The sequence below is a fragment of the Sphaerisporangium sp. NPDC051011 genome, from assembly GCF_040653595.1.
Taxonomy (GTDB): domain Bacteria; phylum Actinomycetota; class Actinomycetes; order Streptosporangiales; family Streptosporangiaceae; genus Sphaerisporangium.
Genome location: NZ_JBFAGG010000019.1, coordinates 80968 through 100050 on the forward strand (window position 1 = coordinate 80968; position 19083 = coordinate 100050).

The following is a 19083-nucleotide window of genomic DNA, read 5'->3' on the forward strand; positions in this document are numbered from 1 at the left end:
GATGAGCACGACCGCGGCAGAACAGCCCCGAACGGAACGGGCCCAGACGGAACCGGCCTTCACCGAGCTCGCCGGGCGGGTGGACGACGCCGTGCGCCGGGTGGCGGAGCTGGACGGCGAGGCGCGGCGCACCGCGGAGGAGCTCAAGGCGGCCGTGGAGGCCGTCCACCGCGCAGGGCTGGTCACGATCGTACGCCGGATGCGTGCGGACGAGCGGGCACGTGAGCTGCTGTTCGAGCTGGTCGACGAGCCCGAGGTGCGCCTGCTGCTCACGCTGCACGGGATCATCCGGCCGGACCCGCTCACCGAGGCGAAGCGCGTGCTGGAAACCGTCCGCCCGTCGCTGCAGTCTCACGGCGGCGACGCCGAGCTGGTCCGTGTCGAGGACGGCGTGGCATACGTGCGGCTGAAGGGCGCCTGCAATGGTTGCTCGATGTCGTCGGTGACGTTGCGCGACGGCGTCGAGGAGGCGCTCGTCAACGGTGTCGCCGGCGTCACCAAGGTCGAGGTGGTGCCCGACGAGCCGTCGCCGACGCTCATCCCGCTGAGTGCCGTGCGGGTCGGCCGGGATCCCCGGGAGGAGGGATGGGTGCGCACCACGCCGGTCGAGGACGTCCCGGACGGCAAGGTCACCCCGATGCGCCTGGTCACGACCACCGGCAAGGAGGTCGAGGTGATCGTGGTGCGGCTCGGCGGCCGGCTCAACGCCTACGTCAACGCCTGCGCGCACCAGGGCATGCCGCTGGACGCGGCGCTGCTGGACGGCGACGCCGGCACCCTCACCTGCCCGTGGCACGGATTCTGCTACGACGCCATGTCGGGCGAGTGCATGAGCATGCCGGGCGCGCAGCTTGAGCAGCTTCCCCTGCGGGTCGATGACGGATATGTCTGGATCAGGGGTGACGCGTGAGCGGGGTGCGAGTACAGGACGTGAGCCTGGCCGCGGGCTGGATACCGCAGACCTGGATCGGAGCCCCGGCGCCCGGCGGCCTGGCGCTGCCTCCGGCGAACCCGACGATGGCCTGGCTGTACTCCCCGCGCGGGGTGTTCCTCGACGACCGTCACCTGGTGGTGGCGGACTCCGGCAACCATCGGGTGCTCATCTGGCATGGCGTGCCGGACCAGGACGAACAACCCGCCGACGTGGTCATCGGCCAGCCCGACGGCGTGACCGAAGGCCCGGGGGCGGGTGGGCGCGGACCCGAGCACGGGCTGCACCTGCCCACCGGGGTCCTTGTCCACGAAGGACGGCTGGTCGTCGCCGACGCCTGGCACCACCGCGTGCTGGTGTGGGACGAGGTGCCGCGACGTACCGGCCGGCGGCCCGACCTCGTGCTGGGCCAGCGCGATCTCTCCTCGGCCGAGCCGAATCGCGGCGGGGAGTGCTCGGCGAACTCGATGTACTGGCCCTTCGGGATCGGCGTCGTGGACGGCTGGTTCTACGTGGCCGACACGGGCAATCGCCGGGTCCTGGCCTGGGCGGACGGCATCCCGGGGTCCGCCGACCGGCCGGCCGACCTGGTGCTCGGCCAGGCCGATCCGATGCACCGGGAGGAGAACCGCGGCGAAGGGGTCGGACCGGCCAGCTTCCGATGGCCGCACGCCGTCACCGGAGCCGCCGGCCTGCTGCTCGTCGCCGACGCGGGCAACCACCGCGTCCTCGGCTGGCGTCCCCGGCCGGAGGCGGACCGCGGCGCCGACCTCGTGCTCGGTCAGCCCGACTTCCACAGCGCCACCGAGTTCCCGTACGCGCCGCAGCGCGCCGACGGCTTCCGCTTCCCGTACGCCGTGTCGCTGGACGACGGCCGCCTGGCGGTGGCCGACACGGCGAACAACCGGATCCTGCTGTGGGACGGCCTGCCCGGGGGCGGGCGCCCGGCCGACGCGGTGCTCGGGCAGACCTCCTTCGAGGCCGGCGGCGAGAACCGCTGGTCCGGCGTCGAACGCGACACCCTGTGCTGGCCGTACGGGTTGTGGCTGCACGGCGACCGGCTGGCGGTCGCCGACTCGGGCAACAACCGCGTCGTGATCTGGCGGCGGACATGACCCCGGCGCAGGCCCCGTCGAAACCGTCCGCGCCCCCGGACGTCCACCCCGCCCCGGATGCCGTCCGGCGCTGCCGGGTCGCGGTCGAAGGGGTCGTGCAAGGGGTCGGATTCCGGCCCTTCGTCTACCGGCTGGCCACCGAACTCGGCGTCGTCGGCTTCGTCGGCAACGATTCCCGCTCGGTGTTCATCGAGGTCCAGGGCCCAGGCATGACGGTGGAGGAGTTCCTCAGGCGGTTGAGGACCGACTCGCCACCGCTGGCCGACATCACGGCCGTGCGCGCCGACCCGATGGCGCCCTCCGCCCCGGAGCCGGGCTTCCGTATCGTGGCCAGCCGCGGCGCGGGCGGTGCCCGCACGCTCGTCCCGCCGGACGTGGCGCTGTGCGACGACTGCGTGCGCGAGCTTTTCGACCCGGGCGATCGCCGTCATCGCCATCCCTTCATCACCTGCACCAACTGCGGCCCCCGGTTCTCGATCATCCGCTCGCTGCCCTATGACCGGCCCGCGACGTCCATGGCGGACTTCCCCATGTGCGACGCGTGTTCGGCCGAGTATCACGATCCCGCCGACCGGCGTTTCCACGCGCAGCCGCTGTGCTGCCCCGATTGCGGGCCCCGGCTGTCCTTCGAGACCCCGGAGTGGACCGTCATCGGCTCCGACATGGCGCTGGCCGCGGCCCAGCAAGCGCTGGCGTCCGAGCTCGTGGTGGCGGTGAAGGGGGTCGGCGGATACCACCTGGCGTGCCTGGCCGGCAGTGCGAACGCCGTACGGCTCCTGCGGGAGCGGAAGTCACGAGCCGGGAAACCGTTCGCGGTGATGGCCAGGGACCTCGATGTGGCACGGCGGCTGGCCGAGATCGACCCGGCCGAGGCCGCGGCGCTCACCGGCCCGGCACGCCCGATCGTGCTACTGCGCCGCCGGCCGGACGCGCCCATCGCCGAAGGCGTGGCGCCGGACAACCCGCTGATCGGGGTGATGCTGCCCTACTCGCCGCTGCACCACCTGCTGTTCGCCCCGGTTCCCGGCTTCTCCGGCCCGATTCCCGAAATGCTCGTGCTGACCAGCGCAAACCTGTCCGACGAGCCGATCTGCTTCGACGACGAGGACGCACGCACCCGGCTGCGGCCGCTGGCCGACGTGCTGCTCACCCACGACAGGCCGATACACGTGCCGTGCGACGACTCGGTCGTCCGCATCGTCGACGATCACGAACTCCCCATCCGCCGCTCGCGCGGGTACGCGCCACTGCCGGTCCGGCTGGGCCGCCCGGCCGAGGCGATCCTGGCGGTCGGCGGGGAGCTGAAGAACACCTTGTGCGTCACAGGGGGGCGGCACGCGTTCTCCTCGGCGCACATCGGCGACATGGGAAGCCTCGCCACGCTGCGGGCCTTCGAACGCTCGGCCACCCAGCTCACGACCTTGTACGACGTGCGGCCGGTCCGGCTGGCCGCCGACGCCCACCCCGGCTACCTCACCCGGAGCTGGGCCGAGCGCCATGCCGGCGACCGGCCGGTGGAGCTCGTGCAGCATCACCACGCGCACGTCGCCTCGCTGCTCGCCGAGCACGGCCGCCTGGGCGAGCCGATCGTCGGGGTCGCCTTCGACGGCACCGGCTACGGCACCGACGGCACGATCTGGGGCGGCGAGGTGCTGCTGCTCGGCGCGGACGGCCACCGCTTCACCCGGGCAGGCCACCTGCGTGCCGTACCGCTCCCCGGAGGTGACGCCGGGGTCCGCAACCCCTGCCGGATGGCGCTCTCCCACCTCACCTCCGCCGGCATCCCCTGGTCGCCCGACCTGCCTCCGGTGGCCGCGTGTGAGGCCGCGGAGCTCCGCGTCGTGCGCGCCCAGCTTGCCAGTGGCGCCGGCTGCGTCGACTGCACCAGCATGGGACGGTTGTTCGACGCGGTCTCCTCGCTGCTCGGGGTCCGTCACCGCGTCGGCTACGAAGGGCAGGCGGCGATCGAACTGGAGGCGCTCGCGGCCACGGCGGCCCCGTCGACCCGATACGGTTCCCTGCCACCGCTGCGGCTCGCCGTCGGCGCCGACGGTACGCTCGACCCGGCCCCGCTGCTGCACGGCCTGGTGGACGGGATGCGCGGTGGCACGCCGGTCGCGGACCTGGCGGCGGCCTTCCACGAGGCGGTGGCGGTGGCCGTCGCCGAGCTCGTGACACAGGTCGGCCGGGAGCGGGATGTCCGGCTGGCAGGCCTCACGGGAGGCGTGTTCCAGAATGTGCTGCTGCTCCGCGCCTGCCGGGACCGCCTGCGGTCGGCGGGGTTCGAGGTGCTGACCCATCGCGTCGTACCGCCCAACGACGGTGGCCTCGCGCTTGGGCAGGCGGTCGTCGCGGCGCTGCGGGCGAGTGAGAAGGAGGGGTGACCATGTGTCTGGGCATTCCAGGCAGGATCGTCGAGGTCTGGGAGGAGAACGGGACGACGATGGCGCGAGTCGACTTCGCCGGTGAGACGAAGAAGGCGTGCCTCGCCTACCTTCCCGATCTCCGCGTCGGCGATTACACCCTGGTGCACGCGGGATTCGCGCTGACCCGGCTGGACGAGGAGTCCGCACTGGCCACGCTCGACCTGATGCGGCAGTACGAACTGATCGAGGCTCCGGGCCCCGCCGAGACCTCGGCGGCACCGCGATGAGCGCCCCCACCGCCCCGGTCGTCCCCGCCGGTGGACTGGACGAGGAGTCGGCCGCCGACCTCGCCGCCGCCGCGCTCGCCCTGGCCCGCCGCTTCGCCGCCGGCGCCACGCTGTGGTGCGTGTCGCCGTCCTGGGCGCCGCACGCCCACCACGTCGCGGTGGAGTTCGTCCACCCCGTCGTCGTCGGCAAGCGAGCGCTGCCCGCGGTCGCCGTGACCGGCCCCGACCCGGTCGCCATGGCCCGGGTGTCGGTACGGCCCGGAGACGTGATCCTGGCCGTGGCCGCCGCCTCCGACCCCGAGGTGTGCTCGATGATGCGCCGCGCGCAGGCCTGGGGGGCGGCCACGGTGTGGATCGGCAACGGCCCCCGGCCGCCGGCCGGCGCGGCCGACCACGTGCTGTGGCTGGAGGACCCGGACCCCGCGCTGCCGGTGACCGGCCGCTTCGTCCTGCTGTACCACCTGCTCTGGGAGCTGACCCACGTCTGCTTCGAGCATCCCGGGCTGCTCACCCCGGCCGACCCCGAGTGCGAGGCGGAGACGTGTGTCACCTGTGGCGACGAAGGAAGGATCGGTGAGGTGATCTCACCGCGGATGCCGGATGACGGCAGGGCGCTGGTGCGCACCGCGACGGGGCGGGAGCTCGTGGACACCCTGCTCGTGGAGCCGGTGGAGGCGGGAGACCTGATCCTCGTGCACGCCGGCTCGGCGATCACCCGGCTCGACAGGGACGGTGCGTGATGAGCCCTGAGAGCACCGGCTTCCTCTACCCGTTCCTCGAAGCCGAAGAGCACGACGCGACGTCATTGCTCGCCGACCTCGCCGCCTCGGCGCGGGCGAAGGCCGCCGAGAGCGCCGCCCTGCAACACTCGACCTTGCAGGAGTGCGCCGGGCAGATCGCGGACGCCGCCGACATGATCGCCGAACGGTTCGGCGCCGGCGGGCGGATGTACACGTTCGGCAACGGCGGCAGCTCGACCGACGCGGCCACGCTGGCCGACCTGTTCTCACGCCCCCCGCACGGCAGGCCGCTGCCCGCGTGGTCGCTGGCCGCCGACCAGGCGGTGGTCACCGCGCTGGGCAACGACGTCGGCTTCGACCTGGTGTTCTCCCGGCAGATCATCGCGCACTCGGGCGGGCACGATATGGCGGTGGCCCTGTCCACCAGCGGGAACTCGGCCGATCTCACGCTCGCGCTGGCCGAGGCGAAACGCCGGGGGCTGCTCACGATCGGCTTCGCCGGCTACGACGGCGGCCGGTTCGCCACCGACGACCGCGTCGACTTCTGCTTCGTGGTGCGCTCCCAGAGCGTTCACCGGATCCAGGAGTCCCAGGCGCTGCTCGGCTACCGGATATGGGCCGCGGTGCAGCACCGCCTGGCCGGAGGGGAGGGACCCGGATGAGCATCGGTGACACCACGGTCGACACCACGGTCGACAGAACGGTCGACAGAACGGTCGACAGGACCGGCGGGCAGCGGACCGGGCCGGTGTTCCGCGAGGATCAGGTCCTGGAACGGATCGACGAGTTCCGCCGCCGCCGGCCACGGCTGCTCGACGAGGTCGTGACGCTGGCGCACGGAGCGGGAGGCAAGGCCTCAGCCGCGCTCGTCGACGCCGTCTTCGTGGAGGCCTTCCGCAACCGGGAGCTGGAGGAGCGCGGCGACGGCGCGGTGCTGTCATTGCCGTCCGGGGAGAAGCTGGCCTTCAGCACCGACTCCTTCGTGGTGCACCCGCTGCGCTTTCCCGGCGGCTCGATCGGCCACCTGGCCGTACACGGCACCGTCAACGATCTGTCGATGATGGGCGCCCGGCCGTCCTGGATCTCGGCGGCGTTCGTGATCGAGGAGGGCTTCCCGATCGCCGAGCTGCGCCGGATCGCGGCGGACATGGCCGAGGCGGCGCAGGCGGCGGGGGTCGAGGTGGTGACCGGTGACACCAAGGTCGTCGCCTCCGGCGCCGCCGACGGCCTGTTCATCACCACGTCCGGCGTGGGCCTCATCCCCCCTGGACGGGCACTCTCCGCCGGCGCGGTACGGGCGGGCGACCGGGTTCTCCTGTCGGGGTCGATCGGCGACCACGGGATGGCCGTCATGCTCGCCCGCGGTGATCTGGGAATCGAGGGCGACATCCGGTCGGACACCGCGCCGCTCAACGGCCTGGCCGAGGCTCTGCTGGAGGCGGCGCCCTCCACCCGCTGGCTGCGAGACCCCACGCGGGGCGGTATCGGGACGGTCTGCAACGAGCTTGCCCAGGACACCGGGCTCGGCGTGGTGCTCGACGAGCTCGCCCTGCCGGTGGCCCCGGTGGTGCTGGGCGCCTGCGAGATGCTCGGCATCGATCCGATCTACGTCGCCAACGAGGGCAAGCTCGTGGCGGTCGTGGCGCCCGAGGAGGCCGACGCCGCGCTGGCGGCCATGCGGGAGCACCCGCTCGGCCGCGGGGCCGTGGCCGTCGGGGAGATCACCGACCAGCTGGCCGCGACCGTCGCGCTGCGCACCGGTCTCGGCGGCACCCGGATCGTGGACATGCTGGTCGGCGATCCGCTGCCCCGCATCTGCTGATCAGACGAGGACGACGCCGCGGGCTCCGCTCGCGGTGTGAAGGAGGCAGTCACATGTGTCTGGGGATCCCCGGCCAGGTCGTCGAGATCGTCGACGCCGGGCAGCACCTCGCGAAGGTCGACGTCAGCGGCCTGCGGCGCGTCATCAGCGTGCGACTGGTCGCCGACCAGAGCCTCGGGGCGGGTGACTGGGTGCTGGTGCACGTGGGATTCGCCATGGCGAAGATCGACGAGACCGAGGCCCGGCTCACCCTCGCCGCCATGGAAAAGCTTGGGCAGGCGTACCTCGACGAGATCGAGGCGTTCGATTCCTCGGCGATCGCCTGACCGCACCAAAGAGCACTACGGAGAGGAAGTTCCGATGCGCTTCGTCGACGAGTTCCGTGACCCCGCGGCCGCGCGCGCACTGGTGGCCGCCATCACGGACATGGCGGGATCGGAGCACTACAAGTTCATGGAGGTGTGCGGCGGCCACACGCACACCATCTACCGCCATGGCATCGAGCACCTGCTACCGGAGTCGGTGGAACTGGTGCACGGGCCGGGTTGCCCGGTGTGCGTGATCCCGATGGGCCGGGTGGACGACGCCATGTGGCTGGCCGAGCGGCCCGACGTCATATTCACCTCCTTCGGTGACATGATGCGGGTGCCGGGCAGCCGCGGCAGCCTGCTGGAGGCCAAGGCGCGAGGCGCGGACGTCCGGTTCGTGTACTCGCCTCTGGACGCCCTGCGGATCGCGGTCGACAACCCCGGCAAGCAGGTCGTGTTCTTCGCCGTCGGCTTCGAGACCACCGCGCCGTCCACCGCCGTCACCCTGGTGCGCGCCCGCGAGCTGGGGCTGAAGAACTTCAGCGTCTTCTGCAACCATGTGACGATCGTCCCGCCGCTCAAGGCGATCCTGGAGTCACCCGACCTGCGGCTGTCCGGCTTCCTCGGTCCTGGCCACGTCTCGACGGTGGTCGGCAACAGGCCCTACAGGTTCGTCCCCGAGGTCTACGGCAAGCCGATCGTGGTGGCCGGGTTCGAGCCGCTGGACATCCTCGCCGCGGTCGCCATGCTGCTCAAGCAGATCCGCGAGGGCCGCTGCGAGGTGGAGAACCAGTACGGACGCGTGGTCAAGGAGGAGGGCAACCCGCAGGCGCTGGCCCTGATGGGCCGGGTGTTCGAGCTGCGGCCGCACTTCGAGTGGCGTGGGCTGGGTTTCATCTCGCAGAGCGCGCTCAAGCTCAACGGCGACTACGCGGAGTACGACGCCGAGCTGCGGTTCGACATGCCGGGGATCCGCGTCGCCGACCCCAAGGCCTGCCAGTGCGGGGAGGTGCTCAAGGGCGTCATCAAGCCGTGGGAATGCAAGGTGTTCGGCACCGCCTGCACTCCGGAGACCCCGATCGGGACGTGCATGGTGTCTCCGGAGGGGGCGTGCGCGGCGTACTACAACTTCGGCCGCATGCACCGCGACGCGGCCCGGCTGGTGGGCCGAGCGGGCGCGCGGTGACCGCTGGATCCGGTGCGCTGTTCTTCGCCCGCTACGCCTACGCGCCCAACCAGCTCGGCTACTGCGGCCCGGCGCGTCCGGAGACGTTGCTGGACTGCGTGACGACCGGCGCCGACGCGGGCGCGATCCGAGCGATCGCGCGCGGCTTCCACGGCGCCTGGCCGTACCTCGAGATCCTGGCCAGGCTCGCGGGCGTCGCCGATCCCCTCGACCGCCGTGTCGTCGAGGCGTACTGGCTGGGCGGTGGCGTGGGGGACACGGTCGGCGCCGGGGAGTTCGGCGATGCGTTGCTGGCGCACATCAAGCCGCAGGCCGGCCACTACTGGAAGCACCTCACCCCCGAGCTCGTCGGTGAGGCCGCACCCAACCACTGCTTCCACGTGTTCGGCGTCTACCCCTGGTCGCGGCTGCTCGGGGCGCTGCACTTCGAGCAGCCGCTGCACGTGCTGGACAACTGTCGCATCCGATGGGGGACGGTGCTGGAGCGTGACGGCGACCACGTCGTGGTCCGCAACCGGAGGCTCACCTGGGACGGCGGAAGGCTGGGCCTGTCGGAACCCCGGGTGGACCGGGCGGCCGTCGCCGCCGAGGGGCGCACTTTCCTGCCCGGCGTGGAGCCGGGAGAGCGGGTGGCGCTGCACTGGGACCGTACCTGCGACCGGCTGACCGCCGAGCAGGTGGAGCGGTTGCGCCGGACCACGCTGGCGCAGATCGAGGCCACCAACCGGAGGCTCGCGTGTCACCCGGGGCCGGGGATGAACGGTGGGCGTTGACGCGCTCCCCGGGCTGAAGCCGGGGGTTCCGCCTGTGCCGCGCATGCTCATGCGGCGGCACTTCGGTGGCTTCCTGCTTCCTCGACCGTGCCCTTCTTTCCGCTGCGGGAGGAGGGCGCCGCGCAATCGGGGCTGCCTCGCGTGAGCATGTCGTGCGAGGCAGCCCCGATTGGTGGTCATCCGGATACGCTGGGCATGCCGGTCTCGATGTGGCCGGTGAAGCGCTGCGACCAGGCGGGGTCGACGTCGACGGTGATCGTGAAGTCGTACCAGCCGTTGTTGTACGCAACGGCGTTGAACCAGTCGTCCACGGTCTGCCCGGCACCCACCGGGTAGGTCCAAGGGCCGTCCGTGCGGTACTGGTTCGACCTGATGGTGAAGGTCATCGCTGACGCTGATGTGTTCTTCATCCGGAACCAGATCGCCTGCTTCCCGGTGTTGGATGCCACCGCGTAGTAGCTGCTGACGAAGGCGTTCTTGCCGGCGGTGGTGGCGTTGCCGACGAAGCGGCGCAGGAAGCGGTTCGGGCCGACCATGCTCAGGTCATATTGGCCTGAGCCGTAGCCTGCCCCGATGTTGAAGTAGTCGGTTGCGGTGCCGCCGGCGTTGACCGTGTACTGCCAGGGGTCGCGGTTGCGGTACGCGTTGGGGTGGATCGAGAAATGGACCGCGCGCGTCGCCTCGGCGCCCTGGTTCACCATCTGGAACCAGGCAAGGATCTGGTTGTTGGCGCCGAACTCGAGCCGGTCGAGGTATCCGTTGGGCTGGTAGGGGAGGGCTCTGGCCGGCCGGGTGCCGGGCTCCTGTGCGGGTAGGGCGTTGGTGCTCGGGGTCGGGTTGGGCAGCGTCTTGCAGTAGGCGTGGGTGATCACGCTTGTGCCGGGCAGCTGCGGCAGCCCGTACACGGGCGAGGCGAAGTCGAAGACGCCGGTGAGGTCGCCGACCACCTTTCGGCGCCACGCGCTGATGTTGGGGCAGGTTGCCGACCTGCCGAGCGCCGCGGTCCACCGTTCCAGGAACCGGATGACGGAGGTGTGGTCGAAGACCTCCGAGCTCACCCAGCCGCCACGGGTCCACGGCGAGATCACCAGCATGGGTACGCGGAAGCCCAGCCCGATCGGTACGCCGCTGAGGAACTCGTCCGTGGTGCCGCTCGGGGGAACCGGAGGCGGCACGTGGTCGAAGCAGCCGTCGTTCTCGTCGTAGTTGAGAAACAGCACGGTCGAGTTGAAGACGCTTGCGTCAGCGTTGAGGGCCTGGATCACGAGGTTGACGAAATGCGCGCCGTCGCCGGGCGGGGCGGAGGGGTGCTCGGAGAACGCCTCGTTGGCGACCACCCAGGAGACCTGCGGGAGCGTGCCGTTGACGACGTCGGCCCTGATGGCGTCGGCGATCGCCTCGTGCGTGGGCTTCGTGCCAGGCACCGAGGCCATGCCGCGATCGTAGAGGGGGTTGCCCGGCGAGGCGCTCGTGAACTGCCGGAAGTAGGCCAAGCCGTTGTCTCCGAAGTTGTCGCTGGACCGCTGGTAGACCTTCCATGTCACCCCGGCGTTCTGCAGCGCCTCGGCGTAGGTCTGCCAGGTCAGCCCCGACTCTTCGCCGCCGTCCTTGCTGTTCGCGTCGATCTTGCCGCTCCACAGGAAGGTACGGTTGGGTCCGGTCGCGCTCAGCGCCGAACAGAAGTAGGCGTCGCAGATGGTGTAGTTGTCGGCGAGCGCGAAGTGAAATGGGATGTCGCTTCGGTCGAGGTAGCCCATCGTGCGGACGTTGCCGACTCCTGAGATCCAGTTGTCAAGTTGGCCCGTGTTCCACGCCGCGTGCTGCGATGACCAGCTGTGCGCTAACTGCCCGTTGCACTGAGCCATGGCGCCGGGGTTCGCGCCGCCCGCGGGAGGGGTGCTGCTCATCTTCCACGGGTACTGCCACCCGGTGCCGTTGGGCTGGCGGAAGATCGAGCTGCCGGTGCCGGTCGTGACGGCGCTGCGGTCGCCGAAGCCGCGTACTCCCTTCAGGGTCCCGAAGTAGTGGTCGAAGCTGCGGTTCTCCTGCATCAGGATGACCACGTGCTTCACATCGGTGATCGTGCCCGTGGTCACTGCGGCGGCCTCGGCCGGCGTGCCGGTTTGGATTGCCGGTGCCATCACCGCGCCTGCGGCGGCGCTTACGGACAGCGTGACGAAGCTTCTGCGGCTTAACCGTCCCATACGACGTCTCCTTCGTGGTGAGTCCTGATCGCAGGGCAGTGCATCGGCTACGAAGCTAACCCGGACTGACGTCTCGGCCAAGCGTGCTGACGGCTTCCGCGATCAACCTGGTCCGTCTCGACGCGCGGCTGACCAGGACGCCCCTGGGGAGGACTCGCACCTCACACTTCATCGGGTTACGGCAGGCGATCACCGCATGACAACACGTATTAGCCAACACCTGAAGGCAGGAGCACTACGGACGAATCCGGTAGCCGGATCCCCCGTATGGTCGATCACGGCTCCCCCTCTCGCTCCACCTACGGGGGGAAGCCGGCTGGGCCGTTTCATCCCTATCGTCCTGGTTAACAGACGCCGTCACCGAGACGGTGTCGGATCCGGGAGGTGGGATGTGGAAGACAGGCGTGCGGACGACCGGGACCAGAACGCCGATCGCGCCGCGCCGGATCGTAATCTCGCGCTCGACCTCGTCCGGATCACCGAATCCGCGGCGATGGCGGCCGGTCGCTGGGTCGGCAGGGGCAGCAAGCACGACGCGGATCGGGTCGCGGTCGACGCCATGCGCGCGATGACCGGCACCCTCCCCGTACGCGGTGTGGTGGTCATCGGAGAGGGGGAGAAGGACGACGCTCCCATGCTCTTCAACGGCGAGGTCATCGGCGACGGCCGTGGTCCGGCCTGTGACGTCGCCGTCGACCCGATCGACGGGACCACGCTGACCGCGAAGGGGATGGGCAACGCGATCTCCGTGATCGCCGTCAGTCCGCGCGGGTCGATGTTCGACCCGTCCGCCGTTTTCTACATGGACAAACTCGTCACCGGGCGGGCCGCCGCGGACGTCGTCGACATCCGCGCTCCGGTCGCCGACAACGTGCGCGCGGTGGCCAAGGCCAAGGGCGGCGCGCCCGAGGACGTCACCGTATGCGTCCTCGACCGGCCACGGCACGAACGGCTGGCCCGTGAGATACGCGCGGCCGGGGCGCGGATCAAGTTCATCTCCGACGGGGACGTCGCCGGCGCGATCACGGCGGCCCAGGAGTTCTCCGGAGTCGACCTCCTCCTCGGCGTCGGCGGCGCGCCGGAGGCGATCATCACCGCCTGCGCGATCAAGTGTCTCGGCGGGGTGATACAGGCCAGGCTGAGGCCGCTCGACGACGGGGAGAAGACCCGGGCGCTCGACGCCGGGCACGACCTGGAGCGGGTGCTCACCACCGGCGACCTCGTCGCGGGCGAGGACGCGTTCTTCGCCGCGACAGGGGTCACCGACGGGGAACTGCTGCGCGGCGTGCGCTACGGCCCCGACCGGGTGCGCACCGAGTCGCTGGTCATGCGTGCCCGCAGCGGGACCGTGCGATTCGTGTCCAGCGAGCACAAGCTCGACCGGCTCACCGCCTACAGCGTCGTCGACTACCACCGGCGGGAGCCCGCCGCCGCCGTCGGATGACCACCATTACGCGTACTCGTGTCAAGGGAGATCGGCAAGTGTCTGAGGTGAATGAGCTGGTCCGTACCGCCGCGGCGATGGTGGCCCCCGGGAAGGGGATCCTCGCCGCGGACGAGAGCATCGGCACGATGTCCTCCCGGCTGGAGAAGGCCGGCGTGGCCCCGACCGAAGAGAATCGCCGCGCCTACCGGGAGATGCTCGTGACGACTCCCGGGCTCGCGGTGGGAGTCAGTGGTGTGATCCTTTGCGACGAGACCTTCGGGCAGTCGTTCTCCGACGGGCGCCCGTTCCCGGTGGGCATCGCCGAAGCCGGCATCCTGCCCGGCATCAAGGTGGACACCGGTGCCAAGCCTCTCGCCGGCACCCCGGGGGAGACGGTGACCGAGGGCCTGGACGGGCTGCGCGAGCGGCTGGCCCGCTACGCCGCCCTCGGCGCCCGTTTCGCCAAATGGCGGGCGGTCATCGCCATCGGCGACGGCCGGCCGAGCTATCGTGCACGGCGGGCCAACGCCCACGCGCTGGCCCGGTACGCCGCCCTGTGCCATGAGGCGGGCATCGTGCCGATCGTCGAGCCCGAAGTGCTCATGGACGGTACCCATCAGGTGAGCCACTGCGCCTCCGCCACCTCGATGACGCTGGGAGAGGTCGTCGCCGAGCTGCTCGACTTCGAGGTGCGGCTCGACGGCATCGTGCTCAAGCCCAACATGGTGGTGCCCGGCAAGGACTCGGGCCAGACGGTCACACCGGAGCACGTCGCCCGGTCGACGGTGGGGACGCTGCGCACGGTGATCCCCGACCTTGTCGCCGGGATCGCGTTCCTGTCCGGCGGGCAGGGCGCCGCTCAGGCCACGGCCAACCTCAACGCGATGCACGGTCAAGAGGCGCCCTGGCCGCTGACGTTCTCCTTCGGGCGGGCGCTCGTCGATCCCGCGCTCGCCGCCTGGCGAGGGCGCGCCGACCAGGTGGCCGACGGCCAGCGGGCGCTGGCCCACCGGGTCGGTTGCAACTCCGCCGCTCTGGAGGGGAAGTACACCGATGAGCTGGAATACGAGCGGGTCGTCTGACCTGCCGGCGTGGTGTTCGGCGGTCGTCTTCGACGTCGACGGCACCCTGGTCGACAGCGAGCGGGACGGTCACCGGATCGCCTTCAACGACGCCTTCGCCGCCGCCGGCCTGCCGTACCGATGGGACGCCGAGGAGTACGGCCGGCTGCTGCGCGTCACCGGAGGCCGCCGCCGGCTGACGATGTTCCTGGAGGGTCGCGGACACGGCGTGGGGGAGGCGGCGGAACTGGCCGCCTCCCTGCACGCGGACAAGACCGCGCGATTCCGTGACCTCGTGGAGAGCGGCGGCGTTCCCCCGCGCCCGGGAGTCCGCGAGCTGATCGGCGAGCTCGCGACGGCGGGTGTGACGCTCGCCGTCGCGACCACCGGTACGGGTGAGTGGGTCCGGCCGCTGCTGGCCCGGACCTTCGACCCGGGGACGTTCGCGGTCGTGGTGACCGGTACCGAGGTGCCGGAACTCAAACCGGACCCGGCCGTCTACCGTGAGGTGCTCGCCCGGCTCGACCTGCCGCCGGACCGGGCGCTGGCCGTCGAGGACTCGGAGAACGGCCTGCGCGCCGCGCTCGCCGCCGGGCTCCGCTGCGTCGTGGTGACCAACGACTACACCAGGAACCAGGACTTCACCGGCGCCCTTGCCATACACCCGGAGTTCAGCGCCCACGACGGTCTGGCCGGTCTGATCGGTTGATCTCTACCGGTTTCGTCCGTAGTGCTCCGGCCTTCAGGACTCTGTTGGCGAACCTGGTTGATCGTTCCCGGCAATTCTGATTAGCGTCTGCGCAAGATCCGGTTCGGGGTGGCAAAGCGAGGACCGGCAACGCCGCCATCAGATCCGCGCCGGTGCCGAAGGCACGATCTCGCAAGCGGTCCGCGGACACGGGCAGCGCCGGTCCCGCTACATCGGACCGGCCAAAACTCATCTGCAGAGCGTGCTGACGGCTTCCGCGATCAACCTGGTCCGTCTCGACGCGTGGCTGACCAGGACGCCCCTGGGACGGACTCGCACCTCACACTTCATCGGGTTACGGTAGGCGATCACCGCATAACAACGCGTATTAGCCAACAGAGTCCTTCAGGCCGGGGGTGAAGCGGACCGTCCCGCGTAGCGGGGCAAGAACAGCTGATTCTCCGCCAGGCACCAGGAGAACCGGCGTCCACCCCGATCAGGCCGGTCGTTTCTGCTGCTCGATGTACCGCTTGAGCACGGTCAGCGGGGCCCCGCCAACCGACCCGGCGAAGTAGGAGCCGGACCAGAAATGATCACCCTGCAGGTATTCGCGGATGTGGGCGCAGAACTCCTTGCGCAGCATCCGAGCCGAAACCCCCTTCAACGAGTTGACCAACCTGGACAAGGCGACGCTTGGGCGGATGCTGGACCAGCAGGTGAACGTGGCCGTCCTCGCCGTTGAACTCACCACGTTCGACCTCGAAGTGGGCACAGACTTCATGATCTGCTCGCCTCGGATCAGCATCGGGCCGGTGAAGGCCCCACGCCGGTACTTCGTGACGAACACCACATGGGCATGGAGACTGTGCACGACATGCCGTCCGGTGCGCACATCAGGGTTCGGTTTCCACCCCCGTGACGCAACGAAACGATACGATCACGGTGTGGAGTTGGTGAAGCAGACCCGGGCGCACGTGGCGCGTCTCGACCTGAGCACGGCCCAGGCGGCGGTGCTGGACGGTCAGGCGCACACCGCCCGCGCGCTGTGGAACCTGTTGCACGAGTACGCCACCTTCCGGCAGGGCCGGTTGGCGACGTTGAAGGAGTGCGACGAGGCGATCCGGGTGGCTCGTCGTGAGATCGACTGGATGGGCCGGCTGCCCGCCCAGGCCGCCCAAGCCGTGCTGAAGACCTACCGGCAGGCGTGGGTGAACTTCTTCAACCCCGATCACCCCGCGGGGCGCCCGGCGTTCAAGACCCGGTCGCGATCCCGGATGGCCGTCGATGTGCCCCAGGCCCGCGATCTGCAGATCAAGCGGGTCAACCGGCGGTGGGGTGCGGTCAATCTGCCCAAGGCCGGGCGGGTGCGGGTTCCGGTGGACCAAGGACCTGCCCGGCGTCACCAAGGGCGGCCCGGCCGGGCGGATCACCGGAGCCCGCCTGGTCAAACAAGCCGGCGCCTGGCACATCGTGTTCCGGACCGAACGCCAGGTGCCTGCCCCGGTCCGCCACTCCGGCCCGCAGGTCGGGATCGACCGGGGAATCAACCTCGCCCTGGCCCTGTCGGACGGCACCCCGCGTGAGCACGGGCCCTGGCTCACCTGCGGCGAGAAAGAACACCTGCGCCGCCTGGAGAAGAAATCCGCCCGCCAGCGCGCTGCCCGTACCCCCGGCCGGCCCACGTCCAAACGGCTGACCCGCACCTACGACCAGATCGCCAAGGCCCGCGCGACAGCCAAGCGCCGAGCCGTCGACTGGCAGCACAAGACCACCACCGAACTCGCCGGCACCTTCGGCGTGGTCGTGGTGGAGGACCTGAAGATCACGAACATGGGCCGCTCCGCCACGGGCACCGTCGAGCGACCCGGCCGGAACGTGAGGCAGAAGGCAGGGCTGAACCGTGCCATAAGCGGCGAGGCGTGGGGCCGCACGGTCACCCTGCTGGAGTACAAGACCCGTGATCGCGGCGGGCTGGTGGTGAAGGTGCCCGCCCCGGGCACCTCGCAGACCTGCCACCGGTGCGGGCACCGCGACCCGGCCTCCCGTGACGGCACCCGGTTCTCCTGCGCCGACCCCAGATGCGGGTGGACCGGCCACGCCGACACCAACGCCGCGATCAACATTCGCAACGCCGCAGGGACTGTGGTGTCAGGACGTGGAGACCTCGGGGCTGCCCGGTCTGCGAAGCGTCAACCCCCGCGCGCCGCTTGACCGCGACGCGACGGGAGAACCTCCGGCCTTCAGCTTTCAGGCCGGGGAGGAGTTCAAGGGATGGGAACGCGGGCGCTGACCGTCGTGCCCCTGCCGGGGTGGGACCGTACCTCCAGGTGGCCGCCGATGAGTTCGGCGCGCTCGGTCATGCTGGTCATCCCGTACCCACCGCTGGTGGGCTCGCCGCCGGCCCTGTCCGATGAAAGCGGCAACGATCCGGCGGCGAGCCCGCGTCCGTTGTCGGTCACCTGGAGCATCACCGCATCGCTGACACGGTGAAGCCTCAGGCAGACGATGCTGGCCTGGGCGTGCTTGACGACGTTCTGGAGAGCCTCCTGCGCGATGCGGTAGAGGGCGATCTCCACGTGCTCGGGCAGTGAGCATTCGTCGGCGTCGACGATCACATGGACCTCGGCGATCGAACGGGCCAGGCTGGCCAGGCTGTCGGCGAGCCCGAGATCGTCCAGGACCGGAGGGCGCAGGCCGTTGATCGCCGCGCGGGCCTCGTCGAAGGTGAGGTCGGCCAGCCGTCGGGCGTGGACGAGCTGGGCGGCGGCGAACTCCGACGCGTCGGAGAGGGCGTCGTGCGCCGCGTTGAGATGGAAGCGCAGGCTGCACAGCCGCTGCGTGATGCCGTCATGGATGTCGGCGGCCAGACGGCGCCGCTCCGCCTCCTGCGCCGCGATGACCTGCTCGGTGAACCGCTCGTGCGCGCGTTCGCGCGCGGCCAGCCGGCGGTGCAGCCGGGCCTGGTGGATCGCGCCGGCGATCAGGCTCCCGATCGAGGTGAGCAGCCGGACGTCACGCTCGGTGAAATCGCGGCGGGCCCGGGTGTGCACGTTCAGCACGCCGACGAGCCCGCCGGGGCTGCTGGCCATGGGCGCGGAGACCATGGACGTGTAGTCCTGACCGCGCAGCTGGGGAAAGTACCGGTAGCGGGGATCGTTCTCCTTGTGGTCGACGATCACCACCGGCCTTCCGTGGCTCGCCGCCCACCCGGTGACCCCCTCACCGAGCGGTAGCCGGATCTGGCCCACCTCCCGGTCGAACGGAGGCGTCGCGCCGACCAGGGTGAGCGAACGGTCGGAGTCGTCGAGCACATGGAGGAAGCAGACATCGGTGGCCGTCGCGGCGGTGATCAGAGGCACCACCTTCGCCGCGAGCAGCGCCAGTTCCGGCCCGGCCGAGATCGCTTCGACGATGCCGATCAGCAGGGCGTTCTCCCGTTCCGGGTCGGCCAGCCCAAGGCTCTGGATCATTGGAAGATGCCTTCCCTCAGTGCGACCGCGACCGCGCCGACCCGGTCGTTCACCTCTAGCTTGCGGAAGATCGCCCGAACGTGGCTCTTGACCGTCTCCTCGCCGAGGACCAGCCGACCGGCGATGGCGCGGTTGGACAGCCCTGCCACCAGGAACCCGAGAACCTCGCTCTCCCGCTGGGTAAGGCTGAGGCGGGCACCGGGCCAGAACTCTCCCGCCTGCAGGCGCGCGGCGGAGGCCACCGCCCTTCCCGCCATGGTCGGGTCGACCGCCGTCTCTCCCGACGCCACCAGTTCCAGGTGGCGTACCAGTCCCTCTCCGTCGATCGACTTGAGCAGGTAACCCGCCGCACCGGCGCGCAGCGCCTGGAAGAGGTACTGCTCGTCGTCGTACGCGCTGAGCAGCACGACCCTGCGAGCCGGATCGGCCTCGATGAGGCGCCTGCACAGGTCGAGGCCGCTGGTCAGGCCGCGCAGCCGTACGTCGGTGACCACCACGTCGGGGTCGAGCTCGGCGATCAGCGGCTCTGCGCTGTCGGCGCTGACGGCCTGTCCGATGATGCGTACCCGTTCCTGGAAGCGGGACAGGACCGCTTTGAGCCCTTCGATCACCATCTCATGGTCATCGACCACCACTAGGCGAAGCGGCTTGGGTTCCATAAATGGAGAGTATCCATACCTACCAGGGAAAAAGCGATCGCAAATCA

18 protein-coding genes and 1 pseudogene are annotated in these 19083 nt (G+C 70.5%); 15 read left to right on the forward strand and 4 right to left on the reverse strand.

The genetic code is table 11. The annotated features are described in order from the left end of the window. Nucleotide 1 precedes the first annotated feature (1 nt). Genes AB0H21_RS33980 through AB0H21_RS34025 form a run of 10 tightly spaced genes read left to right on the forward strand, consistent with a single transcriptional unit; the run spans nt 2 to nt 9528 of the window. The gene (locus tag AB0H21_RS33980) at nt 2–910 is read left to right on the forward strand and encodes a NifU family protein (protein ID WP_358525098.1); all 909 of its coding nucleotides are present in this window, start codon (nt 2–4) and stop codon (nt 908–910) included. Next, a complete protein-coding gene (locus tag AB0H21_RS33985; RefSeq protein ID WP_358525100.1) occupies nt 907–2046 on the forward strand; it encodes an NHL repeat-containing protein in 1140 nt (379 codons plus the stop codon). Before AB0H21_RS33980 ends, AB0H21_RS33985 begins: the two co-directional genes overlap by 4 nt. Further along, entirely contained in the window at nt 2043–4430 is a 2388-nt protein-coding gene (gene hypF / locus AB0H21_RS33990) for a carbamoyltransferase HypF (protein ID WP_358525102.1), read from the forward strand. The genes AB0H21_RS33985 and hypF overlap by 4 nt, the downstream gene beginning before the upstream one ends. Before the next feature lie 2 nt (nt 4431–4432). Then, on the forward strand, nt 4433–4699 hold the full coding sequence (locus AB0H21_RS33995) for a HypC/HybG/HupF family hydrogenase formation chaperone (protein ID WP_358525308.1): 267 nt from the start codon (nt 4433–4435) through the stop codon (nt 4697–4699). Then, entirely contained in the window at nt 4696–5439 is a 744-nt protein-coding gene (locus AB0H21_RS34000) for a HypC/HybG/HupF family hydrogenase formation chaperone (RefSeq protein WP_358525104.1), read from the forward strand. The genes AB0H21_RS33995 and AB0H21_RS34000 overlap by 4 nt, the downstream gene beginning before the upstream one ends. Further along, nucleotides 5439–6101 carry an SIS domain-containing protein gene (locus AB0H21_RS34005; protein WP_358525106.1) on the forward strand — a complete coding sequence of 221 codons (663 nt, stop codon included), beginning with the start codon at nt 5439–5441 and terminating at the stop codon, nt 6099–6101. Before AB0H21_RS34000 ends, AB0H21_RS34005 begins: the two co-directional genes overlap by 1 nt. Further along, complete coding sequence (hypE, locus tag AB0H21_RS34010) at nt 6098–7261, forward strand: hydrogenase expression/formation protein HypE (protein WP_358525109.1); 1164 nt, start codon at nt 6098–6100, stop codon at nt 7259–7261. The genes AB0H21_RS34005 and hypE overlap by 4 nt, the downstream gene beginning before the upstream one ends. A gap of 53 nt (nt 7262–7314) precedes the next feature. Further along, the gene (locus tag AB0H21_RS34015) at nt 7315–7587 is read left to right on the forward strand and encodes a HypC/HybG/HupF family hydrogenase formation chaperone (RefSeq protein WP_358525110.1); all 273 of its coding nucleotides are present in this window, start codon (nt 7315–7317) and stop codon (nt 7585–7587) included. 34 nt (nt 7588–7621) lie between these two features. Further along, nucleotides 7622–8755: a hydrogenase formation protein HypD gene (gene hypD / locus AB0H21_RS34020; protein WP_358525113.1), complete on the forward strand. Its 1134-nt coding sequence runs from the start codon at nt 7622–7624 to the stop codon at nt 8753–8755. Continuing rightward, entirely contained in the window at nt 8752–9528 is a 777-nt protein-coding gene (locus AB0H21_RS34025) for a DUF6390 family protein (RefSeq protein WP_358525116.1), read from the forward strand. The genes hypD and AB0H21_RS34025 overlap by 4 nt, the downstream gene beginning before the upstream one ends. Nucleotides 9529–9704: 176 nt before the next feature. Here AB0H21_RS34025 and AB0H21_RS34030 read toward each other — a convergent pair whose 3' ends face one another. After that, nucleotides 9705–11732 (reverse strand): phosphocholine-specific phospholipase C, encoded by a 2028-nt coding sequence (locus AB0H21_RS34030; protein WP_358525119.1) that lies wholly within the window; start codon nt 11730–11732, stop codon nt 9705–9707. A gap of 391 nt (nt 11733–12123) precedes the next feature. Here AB0H21_RS34030 and glpX point away from each other — a divergent pair, with 391 nt between their 5' ends. The 4 genes and pseudogenes from glpX to AB0H21_RS34050 form a co-directional block, all read left to right on the forward strand. Next, nucleotides 12124–13176 (forward strand): class II fructose-bisphosphatase, encoded by a 1053-nt coding sequence (gene glpX / locus AB0H21_RS34035; protein WP_358525122.1) that lies wholly within the window; start codon nt 12124–12126, stop codon nt 13174–13176. Nucleotides 13177–13214: 38 nt separating this feature from the next. Next, a complete protein-coding gene (locus AB0H21_RS34040; RefSeq protein ID WP_358525124.1) occupies nt 13215–14240 on the forward strand; it encodes a class I fructose-bisphosphate aldolase in 1026 nt (341 codons plus the stop codon). After that, the gene (locus AB0H21_RS34045; RefSeq protein ID WP_358525127.1) at nt 14212–14928 is read left to right on the forward strand and encodes an HAD-IA family hydrolase; all 717 of its coding nucleotides are present in this window, start codon (nt 14212–14214) and stop codon (nt 14926–14928) included. Before AB0H21_RS34040 ends, AB0H21_RS34045 begins: the two co-directional genes overlap by 29 nt. A 112-nt stretch (nt 14929–15040) precedes the next feature. Continuing rightward, nucleotides 15041–15271: pseudogene (locus tag AB0H21_RS34050) on the forward strand (transposase); the annotation flags it as partial. A gap of 132 nt (nt 15272–15403) precedes the next feature. Here the strand turns inward: AB0H21_RS34050 and tnpA are convergent. Beyond that, nucleotides 15404–15799 carry an IS200/IS605 family transposase gene (gene tnpA, locus AB0H21_RS34055; RefSeq protein ID WP_358525130.1) on the reverse strand — a complete coding sequence of 132 codons (396 nt, stop codon included), beginning with the start codon at nt 15797–15799 and terminating at the stop codon, nt 15404–15406. A gap of 443 nt (nt 15800–16242) precedes the next feature. Between tnpA and AB0H21_RS34060 the strand changes: the two genes are divergently transcribed. Further along, the gene (locus tag AB0H21_RS34060) at nt 16243–17118 is read left to right on the forward strand and encodes a transposase (RefSeq protein ID WP_358525133.1); all 876 of its coding nucleotides are present in this window, start codon (nt 16243–16245) and stop codon (nt 17116–17118) included. 53 nt (nt 17119–17171) lie between these two features. Here the strand turns inward: AB0H21_RS34060 and AB0H21_RS34065 are convergent, their stop codons facing one another. Together AB0H21_RS34065 and AB0H21_RS34070 are read right to left on the reverse strand one after the other, a co-directional pair. Continuing rightward, on the reverse strand, nt 17172–18377 hold the full coding sequence (locus tag AB0H21_RS34065) for a GAF domain-containing sensor histidine kinase (RefSeq protein WP_358525135.1): 1206 nt from the start codon (nt 18375–18377) through the stop codon (nt 17172–17174). Then, nucleotides 18374–19036: a response regulator transcription factor gene (locus tag AB0H21_RS34070; RefSeq protein WP_358525137.1), complete on the reverse strand. Its 663-nt coding sequence runs from the start codon at nt 19034–19036 to the stop codon at nt 18374–18376. Before AB0H21_RS34070 ends, AB0H21_RS34065 begins: the two co-directional genes overlap by 4 nt. Between the last annotated feature and the right edge of the window lie 47 nt (nt 19037–19083).

What these genes read in the sequence shown, in the direction of transcription:
- AB0H21_RS33980 (WP_358525098.1), top strand. Translation starts at nt 2, where the DNA reads ATGAGCACGACCGCGGCAGAACAGCCCCGAACGGAACGGGCCCAGACG.
- hypF (WP_358525102.1), top strand. Translation starts at nt 2,043, where the DNA reads ATGACCCCGGCGCAGGCCCCGTCGAAACCGTCCGCGCCCCCGGACGTC.
- AB0H21_RS33995 (WP_358525308.1), top strand. Translation starts at nt 4,433, where the DNA reads ATGTGTCTGGGCATTCCAGGCAGGATCGTCGAGGTCTGGGAGGAGAAC.
- AB0H21_RS34000 (WP_358525104.1), top strand. Translation starts at nt 4,696, where the DNA reads ATGAGCGCCCCCACCGCCCCGGTCGTCCCCGCCGGTGGACTGGACGAG.
- AB0H21_RS34005 (WP_358525106.1), top strand. Translation starts at nt 5,439, where the DNA reads ATGAGCCCTGAGAGCACCGGCTTCCTCTACCCGTTCCTCGAAGCCGAA.
- hypE (WP_358525109.1), top strand. Translation starts at nt 6,098, where the DNA reads ATGAGCATCGGTGACACCACGGTCGACACCACGGTCGACAGAACGGTC.
- AB0H21_RS34015 (WP_358525110.1), top strand. Translation starts at nt 7,315, where the DNA reads ATGTGTCTGGGGATCCCCGGCCAGGTCGTCGAGATCGTCGACGCCGGG.
- hypD (WP_358525113.1), top strand. Translation starts at nt 7,622, where the DNA reads ATGCGCTTCGTCGACGAGTTCCGTGACCCCGCGGCCGCGCGCGCACTG.
- AB0H21_RS34030 (WP_358525119.1), bottom strand. Translation starts at nt 11,732, where the DNA reads ATGGGACGGTTAAGCCGCAGAAGCTTCGTCACGCTGTCCGTAAGCGCC.
- AB0H21_RS34045 (WP_358525127.1), top strand. Translation starts at nt 14,212, where the DNA reads ATGAGCTGGAATACGAGCGGGTCGTCTGACCTGCCGGCGTGGTGTTCG.
- AB0H21_RS34065 (WP_358525135.1), bottom strand. Translation starts at nt 18,377, where the DNA reads ATGATCCAGAGCCTTGGGCTGGCCGACCCGGAACGGGAGAACGCCCTG.
- AB0H21_RS34070 (WP_358525137.1), bottom strand. Translation starts at nt 19,036, where the DNA reads ATGGAACCCAAGCCGCTTCGCCTAGTGGTGGTCGATGACCATGAGATG.